Source organism: Rhizobium sp. SRDI943, from assembly GCF_057653695.1.
In genome coordinates this window covers 1,301,385-1,318,760 of the sequence record NZ_CM172787.1, presented here as the reverse complement: position 1 = coordinate 1,318,760, position 17,376 = coordinate 1,301,385, and the positions used below count along the sequence as shown (strand labels likewise).

The window sequence follows — 17,376 nt, the reverse complement described above, 5'->3', positions numbered from 1 at the left end:
ATTTTGCGACCGAAAAAGGAGCATGATTTGGCGAACAGATCGATTGACCACGCCTTTACGGCGACCAGCCTCACCTCCGCTGCCAGCGACCCGACCTTTGCCGGCGCCCTGTCCTTCATGCGCCGCCGCTTCACCAAGGAGCTCGCCGGCGTCGACGTCGCCGTCTGGGGCATTCCCTTCGATGCCGCGACATCGAACAGGCCGGGCACACGCTTCGGGCCGCAGGCGATCCGGCGCGCCTCGGCGATCTTCGACAATGATGCGCAATACCCCTTCAACCGCGAGCTCTTCGCCGACATGGCGGTGATCGACTACGGCGATTGCCTGCTCGACTATGGCAATCATCAGGACACGCCAGCCGCTATCGAACACCAGGCGAATGTCATCCTCGATAGCGGCGCCTTCCTGCTGACGCTTGGCGGCGATCATTACGTCACTTGGCCGCTGCTGAAAGCCCATGTGGCAAAACATGGCCCTCTCGCGCTCGTGCAGTTCGACGCCCATCAGGACACCTGGTTCGACGAGGAACGGCGCATCGACCATGGCTCTTTCGTGGCGCGAGCCGCCCGCGAAGGCATCATCGATCCAGACCGGTCGATCCAGATCGGCATCCGCACCCATGCGCCAGAGGATTGCGGCGTCAATATTCTCTACGGTCATCAGGTCGAGGAGATGAGCGCCAGCGATATCGCCTCGGCGATCATCTCCCATACGCGCGGGGCGCCGGCCTATCTCACCTTCGATATCGATTGCCTCGATCCGGCCTTTGCGCCGGGCACCGGCACGCCGGTTTCAGGCGGACCTTCGAGCGCCAAGATCCTCTCGGTGCTGCAGCGTCTGCACCAGCTCGATATTCGCGGCGCCGACGTCGTCGAGGTATCGCCGCCCTACGATCACGCCGATATCACCGCCATTGCGGGGGCAACGGTGGCGATGTATATGCTGGGGCTTCATGCCGAGCGACGCGCCATCGCCGTGTCACAAGGCTGACCTATCATCCTCAAACTGAATCCGGAAACCTTCAGAACCCATTGAAAGCGCAGGTTTAACATGGCACCGAAAATCTTCATCGACGGCGAACACGGCACGACGGGTCTGCAGATCCGCACGCGCATGGCCGGCCGCCGCGATGTCGAACTTCTGTCCATACCCGAAGCCGAGCGGCGCAACGCCGCCTTGCGCGAGGATATGCTGAACGGCGCCGACATCGCCATTCTCTGCCTGCCCGACGATGCGTCGAAGGAAGCGGTGCAGATGGTTTCGGCCAACAACAATGTGCGCGTCATCGACACCTCGACCGCCTTCCGCATCAATCCCGGCTGGGCCTATGGTTTTGCCGAAATGGACAGCGCCCAGGCCGACAGGATCAGGGCCGCCCGTTTCGTCGCCAATCCTGGCTGCTATCCCACCGGAGCGATCGGCCTCATCCGGCCGCTGCGCGCCGCCAGCATCCTGCCGGACGGCTATCCGGTTACGGTCAACGCAGTCTCCGGTTATACCGGCGGCGGCAAGCAGATGATTGCGCAGATGGAAAACCCGGATCACCCGGATGCGATCACCGCGCCGCATTTCCTCTACGGCCTGCCGCTCACCCACAAACATGTGCCCGAAATGACCGTGCACGGCCTGCTCGACCGCGCGCCGATCTTCTCGCCGTCCGTCGGCAAGTTTGCTCAAGGTATGATCGTGCAGGTGCCACTGCATCTCGACGATCTCGCCGAAGGCACGACGATGGAAAGCATCCATGCGGCCCTCGTTGCCCATTATGCCGGCCAGGATATCGTCAGTGTCGTGCCGCTGACAGAAAGCAGGGCTCTGCCCCGCGTCAATGCCATCGAGCTCGAAGGCAAGGACACGATGAAGCTCTTCGTCTTCGGCACCGCAGGCGCTTCGCAGGTGAACCTCGTGGCGCTGCTCGACAATCTCGGCAAGGGCGCATCGGGCGCCGCCGTCCAGAACATGGACCTGATGCTCGCCTCGTAAGGCGCAGACGACGGCATCGACGTGATGCCGCTCGAGCTTTGTGTCGATGTCTTCATCATGATCTTTCCCGCGGCCGCCTCCCTCGGCGGCCGCAGCATCGCTTTCGGCTCGATCATCGGCGACGATTGGGCTATGAGAGCAGACCTTCCTTGCCCGCCATTCCCGAATCACGGAGCCTGATGTCATGACGCTCGATGCGCTGGTCGATGGCGTGCACGCATGGTTTACGGCTGCCCTGCCCGACCACGGCATCTATGCGCTGATGGCCTTTGCTTTCATCGCCGGGCTTGCCCGCGGCTTTTCTGGCTTTGGCGCCGCGCTGATCTTCGTTCCGCTCGGCGGCGCGATCGTCGGCCCGAAGCTGATCTCACCGATCCTGCTCGTCATCGACGGCATTGCGTCACTCGGGATGATCCCGCCGGCCTGGCGCGGCGCCAACCGACCCGAGGTTTTCGTCATGGCGGCAGGTGCTGCGCTCGGCATCCCAGCCGGCACGGCGATCCTGACGTTGCTCGATCCGCTGCTCTTGCGCTGGAGTATCACGATCATCGCCATCTGCCTGCTTGCGCTGCTGGTATCGGGATGGCGCTATCACGGGGAGGCGTCCGCACCACTCACCAGCGGCGTCGGGCTGATTGCCGGGCTTTTCAGCGGCGCTGCGCAGCTCGGCGGGCCGCCGGTTGTCGCCTATTGGCTCGGCGGCAAGAGTAATTTCACCCGCGTCCGGGCGAATGTGGTGCTCTATTTCTCGATTTCGTCCGTCTTCAGCGCCATCAGCTATTATTTCGGCGGACTGTTCGTGCCTGCCGTCTTCGCGCTCACCGCCGTCATTCTGCCGAGTTATGCGGTCGGGCTCTATGGCGGCTCGAAATTGTTCGGGCTTGCCGAAGAACGGACCTTCCGCATCGCCTGCTACGTCCTGATCGCCGCCGCCGCCATCATCGGCATGCCGCTGCTCGACAGCGTACTGCGGTAGATCCCCCGAGCTACGGCCACTCGCCTCAATCGCGCTCGGCGATCATCGTCCCACGCGGATATTCGCCGTAAAAACCGCGCCAGTTGGCGACGGCGAAACCGAAAACTACCAGCGCACCGGCCTGATGCAGCAGGCCCCAGTGAAGCGGCACCTGCATCAGCAGCGTGGCGATGCCGATTGCCGCCTGCAACGTCACCAGCGCGAAAAGCACGATGGCGCGGCGTGCGTGGGTGGTCCAAGGTGCTGCGCGAAGGGCGATCAGCATGTTGATCAGCGTCAATGCGAAGAGCGTATAGGCGCCGATGCGGTGGATGAACTGCACCGTCTTCGGGTTCTCGAAGGCATTGATCCAGAAGGGCTGCTGGATCAGCAGATCGGAGGGGATGACGGCACCATCCATCAGCGGCCAGGTATTGTAGGAGAAACCGGCGTCGAGCCCCGCCACCAGCGCGCCAAGATAGATCTGGAATAGCGCGAAAATGGCGATCGCCGCGGCAAAACCGCGCGAGCTTCCGGTCGGCGCCGGATCGTAGGAATGTCTGGAGAGACCGCGCATGATCCACATGCAGCCGGCAAAGATCAGGCAGGCCATGACGAGATGCGTCGCCAGCCTGTACTGGCTGACGTCGGTGCGGACGGAAAGGCCCGAGGACACCATCCACCAACCGATAAAACCCTGCAGGCCGCCGAGCGCCAGGATGCCGACGAGCGGCCAGCGCAGACGCTTTTCGATCCGCCCCGTCAGCCAGAAATAGATCAGCGGCAGCGCGAAGATCACGCCGATGCCGCGGGCGATCAGCCGATGCGCCCACTCCCACCAGAAGATGCCTTTGAACTCATCGACGGTCATGGAACTGTTCAACTGCTGAAATTCGGGGATGCGCTGATAGAGGCGGAATTCCTCCTCCCATTCGGCAGCCGACAGCGGTGGGATGACGCCGTGGATCGGTTTCCACTCGGTAATCGACAGGCCGGAATTGGTCAGCCGCGTGGCGCCGCCGACGAGCACGAGACAGAAGAGCGCCAAAAGCACGAAGCCCAGCCAGAAGCGCAGGGCGCGGCGGTCGCGATTCTGCCTGCGCATTTCGCTCAGGATCGCCTGTTCCGTGGTCAGGTTTGCGACGGCCATGATGTCTCCTTCTATCCGGCAGTTGATTTGCCCCACCGGCTCATGCAAAACAAGCCCCGAACCTTTGCGGCATGCCGTCGCGCCGGTTCGCCCCTCCATGCCGAGAGATAACCGATGCCCGTCCGCCTCCGCAAATTCATCGGCACGATCCTGATCATCGTGCTCGTGCTCGTTTATGCGCTGGTGGCGAATACGATCGCGGTGGCGACGCTCGGCAACGCGCCCTGGTGGGGACATCTGCTCTATTTCCTGCTCACCGGCCTGCTCTGGGTGTTGCCGGCGATGGTTATCATCAAATGGATGGCCGGCCCCCCGCTGCGCTAAAGCGCGTCGCGATCTTTCAGATTCGCTTGTCGCGCTTTAGGTCTTTGTTTTTACGCATGTCGTTGTCGCAAAACCGCGGCACACTTTTGCGCGACATGCTTTAGGGCCATTAACGGCCGAATAACCGTGATCCGCGGAAAACCTCGCCCAGCGCGTGCGGTTAAACCAAATATACGTCTGGCATACCTACCTTCCCGTTCAGCATTCTTGACCGGAGAAAATCGTGCAGACGCAAAAGCTCGATGTCCATGAACAGCCGTCCGACGACGTGGCGCTGGCCGATACGGCCATTTCGCGCCTGCGCCAGCTGAGCATGAAACTCGCCATGGCTGAAATCGACATCGAAGTCTTCGATACGATGCAGCCGCTGGAGGATGAGTGGCGGGCGCTGGAGCGCGACAATCTCCAGTCCCTGCATCAGAGCTACGACTGGTGCGCCGCCTGGGTGAGCGCCTTCCAGCGGCCGCTTGCGATCCTCAAAGGCACTTATGCGGGTCAGACCGCCTTCATTCTGCCGGCCGAGATCGTCAAGTCTCGCGGGCTCACGACGGCGAAATTCATCGCCGCCGATCACAGCAATATCAATACCGGCCTATTCGCAGAGAGCTTTGCCGAAGCCGGCAGGACCATCGCCCCCCATGAGTTCGCCGGCCGGCTCCGGCATGCGCTGAAGGGCCGCGCCGATCTGCTGCTGCTGCAGAACATTCCGCTGGAATGGCGTGGGCGCGAGAGCCCGCTCGCCGGGCTGCCGGTGGTGCAGAACCAGAATCACGCCTATCAGCTGCCGTTCCTTCCCGCTTTCGAGGACACGCTGAAGCAGCTCAACGCCAAGAACCGGCGCAAGAAATTCCGTGTTCAGTCGAAGCGGCTCGAGGCGGCCGGCGGCTTCGAATACCTCATTCCTCGGACATCGGAAGAACAGCACGGCCTGCTCGATATCTTCTTCCGCCTGAAAAGCGCCCGTTTCGCCAGCCTTGGCCTGCCCGACGTCTTTGCCGATAGGGAGACGCAGACCTTCCTGCACGGTCTCATCGACAAGCGGGACGACACCAGGCAGTATTTCGGGCTGCAGATGCATATGCTCCGGCTCAAGGGCGAACTTGAGGGTAAGATCGCCGCGATATCAGGCATCTCGCGCAAGGGTGACCATATCATCTGCCAGTTCGGCGCGATCGACGAAGAGCTCGTGCCGGATACTAGCCCCGGCGAATTCCTCTATTGGCAGACCATCTCGGGACTGCATGGCAAGGGTGTCGCACTGTTCGATTTCGGCCTCGGCGACCAGACCTACAAGCGTTCCTGGGCGCCGGTCGAGACCGCGCATTATGACGTGGTGCTGCCGGTATCGCCGTTCGGCGTCGTCGCCGGCGCCGCTCACCGGATCGTCACCCACGGCAAGGCGCACATCAAGGCGCGCCCGAAGCTCTATAAATTCGCCCAAGGCATCCGGGCACGGATCGGCTAGCCGTTCAAGCAGCCCGGCCGAGGGTCTGTTCGGCCGCTTCGCCGCCCGACATCAGCACGACGCGCTCATAGCCGGCAGCCTGGAATTCCGTCATCAGTGCAACGAAAATGGTCTCCTCGACCTCAGGCAGCGAGAGAATGATCTCGACGTCCCGGCTGCGCGTCAGCCGCGAGACGCCGGCGACATCGGCCGAACCGCATTCGACCACCACGAGGTCATAGGCGGCGGCGAGTGCATCGAGCAGCAACGACAGTCGGTCGACACCACGCATGGCGCGGCGCACGTCGCTCTGGCCCTGGGGAATGAGATGGGCATCGGAAAGGCGGTCGCCGTGGATCGTATCGCCGAAGGCAGCCTCGCCGCAAAGCAGATCGGTGACACCAAGGGCGGCCGGGTCCTCGGCCATCAGTTCCGTGGGGTAGCCGGAGCCGGTCATATCGATCAGGATGACGCGGTGACCGGCATCGGCGAGCATGCGGGTCAGCGAAACCGTCGCCGCCGAGCCGCTGTCACCAGTCGGAGATATGGCGATTGCCAGCGGCGCGCGGCTGCCGGTGAGATAATCCGCAACTGAGGCGACGGAGAATTCGTTGTCATCCTCCGGCTCGTCCTCTGGCGCCTCATCGGCAACCTTCACGTCCTCGATCGTATCCTCTTCCTCCGCGACGACGGCGAGCATACTCGGCTGAACGGGTTTTCCGGCGGTAGCGGCGATCGGAGTGGCCTGCGGTATATGTTTTTCCTCGACGACCGCTTCTGCCTCGATTGTCTCTGAAGCCAGATCTGTAGGGCGGAGCGCCCGGCCGCTGAAGAGTTCGGCTAGCATGATGACGATGGCGCTCATGATCAGCGTCGCGACGGCAGCGACGACGACGATCGGCACCACCTTCGGGAAATAAGGATCGACCGGCTCGACGGCCTTGGAAACGATCCGGGCATCGGCTGGGCTCGAATTGCTGTCGGCGCGGGAGGCGGCCTCGCGGTAGCGCACCAGATAGGTTTCGAGCAGTTGGCGCTGGGCGTTCGCCTCACGCTCCAGCGCGTTGAGACCGACCTCGTCCTCACCGGCGCGGGCGCTGGTGGCCTGCACCGTGTCCGATTGGCGCTCGAGTTCGCTCGCGCGGAGATCCGCGACCTTGGACTCGTTTTCGATGCTCGCCAGGATCTTCTGCGTCTCCTGGCGGATCTGGGTACGGATATCGGAGAGCTGGGCGCGCAGGCTTTTCAGCCGCGGATGGTTGTTGAGAAGGCTGGTCTGCAGATCGGAGATCTGCGACTGCAGGCCGGATTCCGTCCCCTTCAGCCGCTGGATCGCCTGGGAGGACATGATGTCGGGCAGCGTATCGGAGGCTTCGCCCGAAGACAACGCATTGCGCACCGCCTGCGCCCTCGCCTCGGCATTGGCCTTGTCGCCCCGCACGCGTGTCAGTTCGGCGGAGATATCGTTCAGTTGCTGGGCCGGAAAAGTGGTCGTGCCGTTCGTCTGCAACAGCCCGTGCGCGGTACGGTATTCGGCGACCTTCTTCTCGGCTTCACTGACCTTCCGGCGCAGGCCTTCGATCTCCGGCTCCAGCCAGCGGGTCGCCTCGGAGTTGGAATCGAGCTTGGCGCCGCTCTGGGTCGAAAGATAGACATTCGCCATCGCGTTCGGGATGGCGGCGGCGAGCTTCGGGTCCTTGGAGGTGAAATTGATGCCGATGACGCGTGAACCCGGCACCTGATAGACCTGCAGGCGTTCGACGAAGGCGTCGATGACGCGCTCTTCCGGCGGATTTTCCAGCGGGTTCTTCTTCAGATGCAGCTTCACCAGGATGCTGCTCATGGCTGAACCGCTGGCGGCATCGTCGAATTCCGGCAGGTTATAGAGCTTCAGATCGTTGATGACCTTCTTGAGGAGATCGGCCGATTGCAGAAGCTGCACCTGGCTAGCGATGTTCAGCTCATCCATCAGAGGGCCGGCGCTGGCGTCGTTGATCTGCTGCGTGCTGGCGAAGGCCGGCGCCCGAGGTTCGATGAGGATACGTGTTTCGGTGCGATATTGCGGCGACATGATCTTGGCGCCGGCAAAGGCGACGCCCGCCCCCACGAGGGTGATTGTCAAAATCCGCAGACGGCGCGCCCAGACCGCACGGACCAACTGGCCGAGGTCGATGTCCACATCCTGATCACGAGCTACGCCGGACATGCTCTTACTCCACAACAAAGGTGCCGTAAGCGTAAACGACCATGGTAACTCAACGGTTAATGGCGATCTCACCGGCAAAGAGCGATGATCGATGAAGGAAACCGGGAAATTGCACGCACCCTTTACCGGGCATTAACCCTAACGGATCGATAACGACTGCACCGAGTTCATTTTTGTGAGCACAAGCGGATGTCTGTCGTCCAGCCCAAGATCCTTTTGGCCCTAAGCCTTGCAGCCATGACGGCAGCATTGGGCGGCTGCACGACGTACAAGCCGGCGCCGAAGGCCTTCAACGAGGCCACCATCCAGCCCTATACACTGGATAGCGGCGATCGGCTGCGCATCACCGTCTTCGACCAGCAAAGCCTGACCAACACCTATACGGTGGATCAGGCCGGCTATGTCGCCTTCCCGCTCATCGGCCAGGTCCCTGCCCGCGGCCGAACCCTGCAGCAACTCTCAGGCCAGATTGCCCAGAAACTACAGCAAGGCTATCTTCGCGATCCCGACGTCACCATCGATGTCGATCGCTACCGTTCGGTCTTCATCATGGGTGAAGTCGGCCAGCCCGGCCAGTATGCCTATGTTCCCGGCATGACGGTGCAGAATGCGATCGCGATTGCCGGCGGCTTCACCAGCCGCGCCAACCAGCGCATGGTCGATGTTACCCGCAAGATCAACGGACAGGTGCTGACAGGCCGCATCAACATATCGGGACCGATCATCGCAGGTGACACGATCTACGTTCGCGAACGGCTTTTCTGAGCGATGGCAGAACAGCAGCCGCTCCGCATCCTCCATTGCTTCAGGTCGCCGGTCGGCGGAATTTTCCGCCATGTCCGCGATCTCGTCGAGGAACACAGCAAGGCCGGCCATGAAATCGGCATCCTCTGCGACAGCTCGACCGGCGGCGAGTACGAGGACAGCCTGTTCGACGATATCCGTCCCTATCTCTCGCTCGGCCTGACACGCGTGCCGATCCGGCGGTCGATCAGCCCGTCCGATATTGCGACGATGTGGGATACATACAAGAAAATCAAAAGTTTGCGGCCGGATGTGCTGCACGGGCACGGCGCCAAGGGCGGTGTGCTCGCGCGACTTGCCGGCTCAGCGTTGCGGGTGAACAGGTATCGCGTAGCCCGCCTCTATACCGCGCATGGCGGAAGCCTGCATTATTCGCGCTCCTCGCTCAGCGGACAGTTCGTCCTCAGGATGGAGCGCCTGCAGGAATATTTCACCGATGCGCTGGTCTTCATCTGCGAATATGAGCGCGACATCTATGCGCGCAAGGTGGGTAAGCCGCGGACGAAGACGAGACTGATCTACAACGGCATTGGCGAGCGCGATTTCGAGCCGATCCCGACCCGCTCGGATGCCGTGCATTTCATCTATGTGGGAATGCTGCGGGACCTCAAAGGTCCCGATCTGTTTGTCGATGCCTTCGCCAAGACCGAACGGCTGCTCGGCAGGCCACTGTCGGCGCTGATGATCGGCGACGGGCCGGATCGCGACCGCTACCGTGAGATGATGGTCGAACGCGGCCTTGGCAAACGCATCGGCATGCTGCCGGCAATGCGGGTCCACGAAGCCTTCTCCATGGCGCAGAACCTCGTCGTTCCCTCGCGCGCCGAAGCCATGCCCTATATTGTGCTCGAGGGGCTAGGCGCCGGCAAGACGATCATCGCAAGCCGTGTCGGCGGCATTCCAGAGGTGCTCGGCGCCGAAAGCGCAGCACTGGTGGAGCCCGGCAATTCCGACGATCTCGCCCGCGTCATGGCTGAAACGCTGAGCACGCCCGACTGGCACGCCAGGACGATGCCGAAGCCCGAGGCGGTGAAGGCGGTGTTTTCCTCCGCCGTCATGGCGCGTGATGTCCTGAAATTGTACCAAGAGCTCGTCAATCCCGCTGCCGGCCAAGTATTGCCTGTGGCCTCGTAAATGTTTCTTAGGGGCTTTCTGCTATTTCGCTTGGGTAACAACGAGCGATGAAACCCCATGAACAAGCTGGAAAAAGGCGATCAATTCGACGTGGACGCACTGCGCAAGCAGGTTTCCGACATCGAGGTGCGCGGCGAAGCGGGTCAGGAGAAGCCTTCCGATCCGAGACTGAGATCAACCCCTATGCCCGGCAGATCGCCGAACAGTTCCGTGACGGAACCCGTTCGCCAACGATCATCATCGGGCAATTGCGGCTGCTCGAATTCCTGGCGCTCTTTGCGATAGCTCTGATCACCTATTATTTCAGCCCAGGCGACGGCGGCGATTCCCCGTTGATGCGGGCGGGCATGGCGGCGATTGCCTCGGCCTTGACCGTCATCAGCCTGCAGCTTGCCGATACTTACACAATTCCGGCACTTCGCTCCAAGCTGCGTCTGATACCGCGCATCCTCGTTGCGTGGACGATCGCGTTTGTCCTCACCACCGGCCTGTTCGCACTTCTTCGCGGCACGACATCGGCGATGGTCGATGCCTATATCGTCTGGTTTGCTGCGGGCGCTCTCTTCCTCGCGGCCGAGCGCTTCCTCGTCGCCTACGGCATCCGCAACTGGGCGCGCAACGGCATCATGGAACGCCGTGCCGTCATCGTCGGCGGCGGCGAGCCGGCCAAGGATCTGATCCGCGTCCTCGAACAGCAGGCCGACAACGACATCCGCATCTGCGGCATCTTCGACGACCGCGGCGAGAAACGCTCGCCGATCATGGTCGCCGGTTATCCGAAGCTCGGCACCGTCGCCGAACTCGTCGAATTCGTGCGGCTAACGCGCATCGACATGCTGATCATCGCCCTGCCGCTGTCGGCCGAGGCCCGTATCTACGACCTTTTGAAGAAGCTTTGGGTTCTGCCGGTCGATATCCGCCTTGCCGCGCATGCCAACCGGCTGCGCTTCCGGCCTCGCGCCTATTCGCATGTCGGCTCGGTGCCGATGCTCGATATTTTCAAGAAGCCGATCCGCGACTGGGATTCCGTCGCCAAGCGCGGTTTCGACATCTTCTTCACGATCGTCGCACTTGCGCTGCTCTGGCCGATCATGGTCGCGACCGCGATCGCCATCAAGGCAACGTCGGAAGGCCCGATCTTCTTCATGCAGAAGCGCCACGGCTTCAACAATGAAATCATCAACGTCTTCAAGTTCCGCTCGATGTACACCAACATGGCCGACCCCACCGGCAAGGCAGCGGTGACCAAGGGCGATCCGCGTGTCACCCGCGTCGGCCGCTTCATCCGCAAGACCTCGATCGATGAACTGCCGCAGCTTTTCAACGTGCTGAGGGGAGATCTCTCGCTCGTCGGCCCGCGTCCGCACGCCGTTCTCGCTCAGGCGCGCGACCGCGCCTTCGGCGATGTCGTCGAGGGTTATTTCGCCCGCCATCGCGTCAAGCCGGGCGTCACCGGCTGGGCGCAGATCAACGGCTGGCGCGGCGAAGTCGACAATGACGAGAAGATCAAGTTCCGCACGGCCTACGACCTCTATTACATCGAGAACTGGTCGCTCTGGTTCGATCTCAAGATCCTGTTCCTGACACCGATCCGGCTGCTCAACACGGAAAACGCCTATTGACCGCGATCGAGGCGACATATCCCCGTGTCGCCCAACCGCAGCGGATGACGCTGCGCCTGATCGGCTCGGCCTTCGTCGCCTTCGGCGTCTTCCTTTCCGGTTTCGTGATCGACGAGCCGGCACCTTATGAACTCTGGATGGCGGGGCTGATCGGCCTCTGGTTCATCCTGGGCCTCAGGATTTCGCGCGGCGTGGCGCCGCTGCTGGCCCTGCTGCTGACCTTCAATATCGGCGGCATGCTGTCGCTGACGCAGATGAAGGACCTGGCAACCGCGCCGATGTATATCGCGGTGTCGACCTTCCTGGCGCTGACGGCGGTCTTCTACGCGGCAATCATCGAGGACAGCCACAAGCGGTTGCCGCTGATCTTCAATGCCTGGACCTTTGCCGCCGTCGCCACCTCCGCGCTCGGCATACTCGGCTATTTCCACGCCTTTCCGGGCGCGGAAATCTTCACGCTCTACGACCGTGCCAAGGGCGCCTTCCAGGACCCCAACGTCTTCGGCCCCTTCCTGGTGCCGCCATCGCTCTATCTCGTCCACGGCATCCTGGTCGGCGACCTGAAGAAATCGCCGCTGAAGGCCGCCGCCCTGCTGGTGCTTGCGCTCGGCATTTTCCTCTCCTTTTCTCGCGCCGCCTGGGGGCTCTTTGCGCTCGGCGTGGTGCTGCTGATCTTCATCATGCTGTTGAAGGAGCGCAGCGGCGCCTTTCGCTTGCGCGTCTTGGTCCTGTCGCTGGCGGCGATCATCATGCTGATCGCGTCGCTGCTGGTGGCGCTGCAGATCCCGAAGGTCGCCGAACTGTTTTCGGCGCGCGCCCAGCTGGTACAGCAATATGACGGCGAACATCTCGGTCGCTTCGAGCGCCACCGGATCGGCTTCACGATGATGATGGAGCGGCCGCTCGGCATCGGCCCGCTGGTGTTCGGCACGATGTTTCCCGAGGACGAGCACAATATCTGGCTGAAATCGCTCACCTCCTATGGCTGGCTCGGCTTCGTCAGCTATGTCGGCATGCTTGTCTGGACGCTGGCTCTCGGCTTCCGAAACCTGCTGCTCGACCGGCCGTGGCAGCCGTTCCTGATGATCGCCTGGATCTCGGTTCTCGGCCATGCGACAATCGGCAACGTCATCGATATCGACCACTGGCGCCATGTCTATCTGCTGCTTGGCACGGTCTGGGGCTGCGCGGCGCTGGAAGTGCGCCACAAGCGCGAACGAAGAATGAGGGGAGCGGCGTAGGGTCTTGCCGCCGACCGAATCGGCTGTCTATTTCGTCGCTCCTGCCGTCAGGCCGGCAATGAACCGTCGCTGGAAAACCAGATAAGTCACGATGAGCGGGAAAATGACAATCACCGCGCCGGCGGTCAGAACCGGCGTGTTGACGGTGTAACGTCCCTGGAAAAACAACATGCCGAGGGGCAGCGTCCGATAGGCGTCGTCATTGACCAGAATGAACGGAATGAGAAACTCGTTCCAGGTCCATATGAACAGGAACAGCGCCAGTGTCGACATTGCCGGCACCATGAGTGGGATAACGATCTTGCGGAGGATATAGAAGCGTCCGGCGCCATCGAGAACCGCCGCTTCGAGAACTTCTTCCGGCAGTTGCTGCATCGCGCTGGCGAGGAAGATCGTCGAGAACGGTATCGACATCGCGATCTGCGGCAAAATCACAGCCGCATAGGTATTGATTAATCCCAGATACCTCATTTCATAATAAAGCGGGATGATGAAGGCTTCCGCCGGCACCATCATGCCGAGCGTCAGAATAGCGAACAGCGTACGCCGGAGCGGAAATGACAGGTAGGCGAAGGCAAAACCGGTCAGCAGGCCTAGAAAGACGCTTGCAGCAACGACGGGTATGACAACGATGATCGAATTCCAGAAGTAGATATTGAAATGTCCGGCATTCCAGGCATCGACGTAATTTTCGAAATGCGGATATGCCGGCAGCGCGAACGCACCCTGCAGAACGTCGGCCTTGCTCTTTATTGAGGTTAGAAGCAGCAGCAGGAACGGCGTGATCGTCACGAAAGCAAGAAGCCAGAGGACAATGCGGAGGAATAGCGTACCGGCGGGGATGTTAGACCAACGGCTCATCAAGCCCGTCCTTTGTTCTGCGAGCCCACCAGCCGGTGAATTGCGTAGTTGATGACGAATGTGAGTATAGCGCCGACAATGGCGATGGCCGCCGCAGCGCCGAACCGATTAAGCTCGAAGCCAAGCTGATACATGTAGATGTTCGGGACGAGCGTCGCGTTGGCGGGTCCGCCCCGGGTCATTGTAAAAATTAGGTCGAAGCTTTTGATTGACGCGATGACCGTCAGCAGCAAAACCACCCTTATTTCAGGCAAGAGAAGCGGCAGCGTTATCCAGAAAAAGGTTTTTCGCCCCGAAGCGCCATCGACCTTGGCAGCGTCGAAAAGAGACGGGTCGATGCGCTGAATTCCGGTCAGGAAGATGACCATGCAAAAACCGAAGAAATACCAAGTGGCAACGATCCCGACCGCGGGAAGCACAAAATTGAAATCGCCCAACCACGGGAGCGCGAAGGCGCCCAACCCCACCGCTCTCAGAAACTGATTAAACGGGCCAAATGCGGGATTGTAGAGCCATGCCCAGATAATGCCCAACACGGCAGTCGGCATGATGTAAGGCAGGAACAGGAAGGTGCGCAGTGCGAGTTGTTCGCGCTGCTTCAGATTCCAGACGCAAGCGGCGAGAGTTATGCCGAGCACGAGCGGCAGGACACAATAGAAGATCATAAGCTCGGCATTGTTGCGCAAGGCAATGTAAAAACGGCTGTCAGAAAAGAGATCGACGTAATTGCCGAGGCCAACCCACTTGGGCATGCTCAAGCCGTCCCATCTGGTCAGGCTCAAACCCAAAGCCGCGACGATCGGTCCAAGGACAAAAGCCGCGTAGAACAACAACCCAGGCAATAAATAGATAAAATTGGTCTGTTGGGAGCCGTCAAGTGCGGAGCGTTTCATCCATTACCCCATAAAGCCAAAGCTGTGGTCATCGCGCAGCAAGCCGATCGCAGTGCTCATTTATTTGGATCGACCAGACTGAGGCCACGACCGCCAGGGACGGTCGTGACCAGCACCCGCAATCTTTATTTCTTGTCCTTCAGGTACGCCTGATAATCCTTGTCCATAGCATCGACAAAGGCTTCGGGCGTGATATTGCCGGACAGAAGAAGCGGCGTGTTGTCGTCTATTGTCTTCAGCATCGTTGGGCTCGACCAATCGGGGTAATGGCCGAGAGCGTCGTTTGCGTTGAGTGTCTTCCACATTTCGATGCCGGAAGTGAGGAGCGGCGTGAGCTTTGGCTTTGCGTCAGCCGCGAGCGAAGTTGCCGGAAGATAGCCAGCACTGGCCCAGGTTTCAGCAGCCTTTTCTGAGACCATATAATCGATATATGCGCCGGCTAGGTCCTGTGTTGGCTTGGTTTTGGCAAGGCTCGTTATCGCCCAGGCAAGATCCACGCCCCCGACACTCATGGGTTTGGAAACACCCTTCGGGGCGGGAATTGCCATGAAGCCGATATCCGGATTGTGTTGCATGTCACCGAAATACCAGGTCCCGGAGATCAGGAAGGCGCCCTGCCCGGAAATGAAAAGCTGGACGGCGTCGTCACCCGAGATGCCTTCGAAACCGGGGAAAAAATAACCGCCCTGTGCCCATTGCTGCACGAGTTTGGCGGATTCGATGTTCCCCTTGGTGTTCCAGGAGCCGCCACGGCCGTAAATCAGATCGTCAAGCTCGGCGCGATTGCTGGCGTCGATATGCGCTTGGTCGATGGCGCCGATCATGTGCAGGGCCAGATGTTGCTTTGCCGAGCCCATCATGAAGGGCGGAACGCCCTTTTCCTTCAGCTTGTCGAGACCGGCCAACAGCTCCTCGAAGGTTTGCGGCAGCGCTACTCCCGCATCGGCGAGGATTTTTTTATTGTAGTAGAGGCCAACGATCTCGGCGAGACCTGATATGCCGTAGGTCTTACCGACCCCAAATTTTCCATCCTCCCAGCGGTCTCGAGCAAGCACGGAATCCGACTGGAGTTTATCCCAGCCATATTTTTTGATGTCGTCGTCGACCGGCAGAAGCAATCCCTCCTTGACCATCGCCCCCATGTCACCGGCACCCTGATTGACTTTCGTGATGACAGGGCCATCACCTGCCGAAACCGCAAGCTTCAGCGTCAACTTCATGTCATCAAAGGTGCGGGCGGTGCGCCTGATCGTGACGCCGGGATGGGCAGCTTCAAACTCCTTGTTGAGCTGCTCTATGACCGCACTCTGACCTTCATAGGTTTGGTCATCCCACACGGCCAGGTCGTCGGCGCGCGCGGCTGTCGAAAGGCCAAAACTCAAAAGCGCCGCGCCAGCAAGCGCGACAGCTGCTTTCAATCCGTATGCCGGCAGTATGCTGATCGATTTCACGGTTCTTGTCATCTGCTCCACCTCATCTGGTTTATTTTCCACTCCCCGCTCAGGCCTTGCGCCAAGCAGCGGCCGAACGTTTTCTTCCCCCAGAGCTTTGCCTGGCTGGCGAATCTGGGGTAATCGTCAATGCATCCGCTCCTCTCGCGACCCAAAATGACAAAGCGCCACGCAGGAGGTGGCAAAGTGATGGACACCAGCTGCTTCATCCGCCCCGCGATTGAAGCGGATATCGATGCCTTTTTCGACATCTGCCTGAAAACCGCGAATGGCGGTGAGGATGCCGGCGCGCTTTACAGCGACCCGCATCTGCCCGGCTACATCTGGTCGGTACCCTACCTCAAATTCGCCAAGGACTTTGCCTTTGTTCTCGTTCAGGACGGCCGGCCGGCCGGCTATGTCGTAGGGGTGCCGGACACCAGCAGGTTCGACAGAGACTTGCAGACAAACTGGTGGCCGTTCGTCCGCCAGCAGATTGCGGGACTGGCACCCACCCGTCCGCGCGACGCCGACGTGATGGAACGAATTCAAAATCCGCGTAGCGGAACGGCGTGGCTTCAAGACCAGTACCCGGCGCATCTTCACATCAACATCCTTCCCGGACGCCAGGCGAGCGGTTGGGGGCGCAGGATGATCGGCACGGAGCTTCAGGCGCTTCGAAATCACGGGGTCGGCGGCGTGCATCTCGGGGTCGACCCAAACAACGAACGCGCCAGGGGTTTCTACCGTCACCTCGGTTTTTCCGAATTCGAGCAGGATGGCTCGGTCGCCTTCGCAATGCGGATCGATGCAGGATTGGGTTGAAGCATTTCCTGGCTTCTCCGAAGCACAGAAAGGCCCCGTCTCATGGATGTGAGCACCCTTGATTGGAGAAAATCTCACACGCCCAAAGCTGCCTGCTCCCCACACGGTGACGTCAGCGTGCCCATCCGGATGAACGTCGGCCTGAAGGCATGACACCATCATCGGCAGTAAAACTGGCTGCTCGGCGAAAAGCTGTCCATCAGTCGAGGGCTTCATCATGAGCAAATCCTCGGAAGCCGGGTTTAAGGGGTCGGCGGCACGCGAAAACGGAAATAGCCAGATAAGCCCAGGCCAGTTCCTCTTTGGACGATCTTGGCGGGCGCACGTCTAATCAGACGATACGTATGGCGCATACTTCTCATCGACCCTCTTTATTTCATCGCGCATTTTCATCGCACGTTAATTCAAGCCTACAGTTGGCCCCTCATTTGTCAAGGACATAGACAAATTGCCTGCTTCGATGTATTGAATTTTGGTTAGTCGCGATAGTTGTGATCCAATATC

Annotated in this window: 14 protein-coding genes and 1 pseudogene; 10 read left to right on the top strand and 5 right to left on the bottom strand. The window is 60.5% G+C overall.

Going from position 1 to position 17,376, the window contains the following annotated elements:
• The first annotated feature begins 27 nt into the window (after nt 1–27).
• From speB to AC245Y_RS06665, 3 genes are all read left to right on the top strand, one after another.
• Nucleotides 28–990, top strand: coding sequence for an agmatinase (gene speB / locus AC245Y_RS06675; protein WP_026157314.1), 963 nt, complete (start codon nt 28–30; stop codon nt 988–990).
• 60 nt (nt 991–1,050) lie between these two features.
• The gene (gene argC / locus AC245Y_RS06670; protein WP_017993597.1) at nt 1,051–1,983 is read left to right on the top strand and encodes an N-acetyl-gamma-glutamyl-phosphate reductase; all 933 of its coding nucleotides are present in this window, start codon (nt 1,051–1,053) and stop codon (nt 1,981–1,983) included.
• A 184-nt stretch (nt 1,984–2,167) separates the two neighbouring features.
• Nucleotides 2,168–2,959, top strand: coding sequence for a sulfite exporter TauE/SafE family protein (locus tag AC245Y_RS06665; protein ID WP_003558410.1), 792 nt, complete (start codon nt 2,168–2,170; stop codon nt 2,957–2,959).
• A 25-nt stretch (nt 2,960–2,984) separates the two neighbouring features.
• Here AC245Y_RS06665 and AC245Y_RS06660 read toward each other — a convergent pair whose 3' ends face one another.
• A complete protein-coding gene (locus tag AC245Y_RS06660) occupies nt 2,985–4,088 on the bottom strand; it encodes a COX15/CtaA family protein (RefSeq protein WP_017993595.1) in 1,104 nt (367 codons plus the stop codon).
• Between the two features lie 114 nt (nt 4,089–4,202).
• Here AC245Y_RS06660 and AC245Y_RS06655 point away from each other — a divergent pair, with 114 nt between their 5' ends.
• Together AC245Y_RS06655 and AC245Y_RS06650 are read left to right on the top strand one after the other, a co-directional pair.
• On the top strand, nt 4,203–4,412 hold the full coding sequence (locus AC245Y_RS06655; protein WP_012756929.1) for a DUF2842 domain-containing protein: 210 nt from the start codon (nt 4,203–4,205) through the stop codon (nt 4,410–4,412).
• A gap of 223 nt (nt 4,413–4,635) precedes the next feature.
• Nucleotides 4,636–5,877 (top strand): GNAT family N-acetyltransferase, encoded by a 1,242-nt coding sequence (locus AC245Y_RS06650; RefSeq protein WP_017993594.1) that lies wholly within the window; start codon nt 4,636–4,638, stop codon nt 5,875–5,877.
• Between the two features lie 4 nt (nt 5,878–5,881).
• Here the strand turns inward: AC245Y_RS06650 and AC245Y_RS06645 are convergent, their stop codons facing one another.
• A complete protein-coding gene (locus AC245Y_RS06645) occupies nt 5,882–8,062 on the bottom strand; it encodes a GumC family protein (protein ID WP_017993593.1) in 2,181 nt (726 codons plus the stop codon).
• 189 nt (nt 8,063–8,251) lie between these two features.
• Between AC245Y_RS06645 and AC245Y_RS06640 the strand changes: the two genes are divergently transcribed.
• The 4 genes and pseudogenes from AC245Y_RS06640 (at nt 8,252) to AC245Y_RS06625 (ending at nt 12,863) form a co-directional block, all read left to right on the top strand.
• Nucleotides 8,252–8,827: a polysaccharide biosynthesis/export family protein gene (locus AC245Y_RS06640; RefSeq protein ID WP_012756926.1), complete on the top strand. Its 576-nt coding sequence runs from the start codon at nt 8,252–8,254 to the stop codon at nt 8,825–8,827.
• Nucleotides 8,828–8,830: 3 nt separating this feature from the next.
• The gene (locus AC245Y_RS06635; RefSeq protein ID WP_012756925.1) at nt 8,831–10,000 is read left to right on the top strand and encodes a glycosyltransferase; all 1,170 of its coding nucleotides are present in this window, start codon (nt 8,831–8,833) and stop codon (nt 9,998–10,000) included.
• 57 nt (nt 10,001–10,057) lie between these two features.
• Nucleotides 10,058–11,622, top strand: a pseudogene (locus tag AC245Y_RS06630) (undecaprenyl-phosphate glucose phosphotransferase).
• Nucleotides 11,619–12,863, top strand: coding sequence for an O-antigen ligase family protein (locus AC245Y_RS06625; protein ID WP_012756923.1), 1,245 nt, complete (start codon nt 11,619–11,621; stop codon nt 12,861–12,863). Before AC245Y_RS06630 ends, AC245Y_RS06625 begins: the two are co-directional and overlap by 4 nt.
• A gap of 27 nt (nt 12,864–12,890) precedes the next feature.
• Here AC245Y_RS06625 and AC245Y_RS06620 read toward each other — a convergent pair whose 3' ends face one another.
• The 3 genes from AC245Y_RS06620 to AC245Y_RS06610 form a co-directional block, all read right to left on the bottom strand.
• Nucleotides 12,891–13,724: a carbohydrate ABC transporter permease gene (locus AC245Y_RS06620; protein WP_020486950.1), complete on the bottom strand. Its 834-nt coding sequence runs from the start codon at nt 13,722–13,724 to the stop codon at nt 12,891–12,893.
• Nucleotides 13,724–14,617 carry a carbohydrate ABC transporter permease gene (locus tag AC245Y_RS06615; RefSeq protein WP_017993591.1) on the bottom strand — a complete coding sequence of 298 codons (894 nt, stop codon included), beginning with the start codon at nt 14,615–14,617 and terminating at the stop codon, nt 13,724–13,726. Before AC245Y_RS06615 ends, AC245Y_RS06620 begins: the two co-directional genes overlap by 1 nt.
• 125 nt (nt 14,618–14,742) lie before the next feature.
• Nucleotides 14,743–16,080 carry an extracellular solute-binding protein gene (locus AC245Y_RS06610; RefSeq protein WP_017993590.1) on the bottom strand — a complete coding sequence of 446 codons (1,338 nt, stop codon included), beginning with the start codon at nt 16,078–16,080 and terminating at the stop codon, nt 14,743–14,745.
• Between the two features lie 177 nt (nt 16,081–16,257).
• Here AC245Y_RS06610 and AC245Y_RS06605 point away from each other — a divergent pair, with 177 nt between their 5' ends.
• A complete protein-coding gene (locus AC245Y_RS06605) occupies nt 16,258–16,872 on the top strand; it encodes a GNAT family N-acetyltransferase (RefSeq protein WP_020486949.1) in 615 nt (204 codons plus the stop codon).
• Nucleotides 16,873–17,376: the final 504 nt, after the last annotated feature.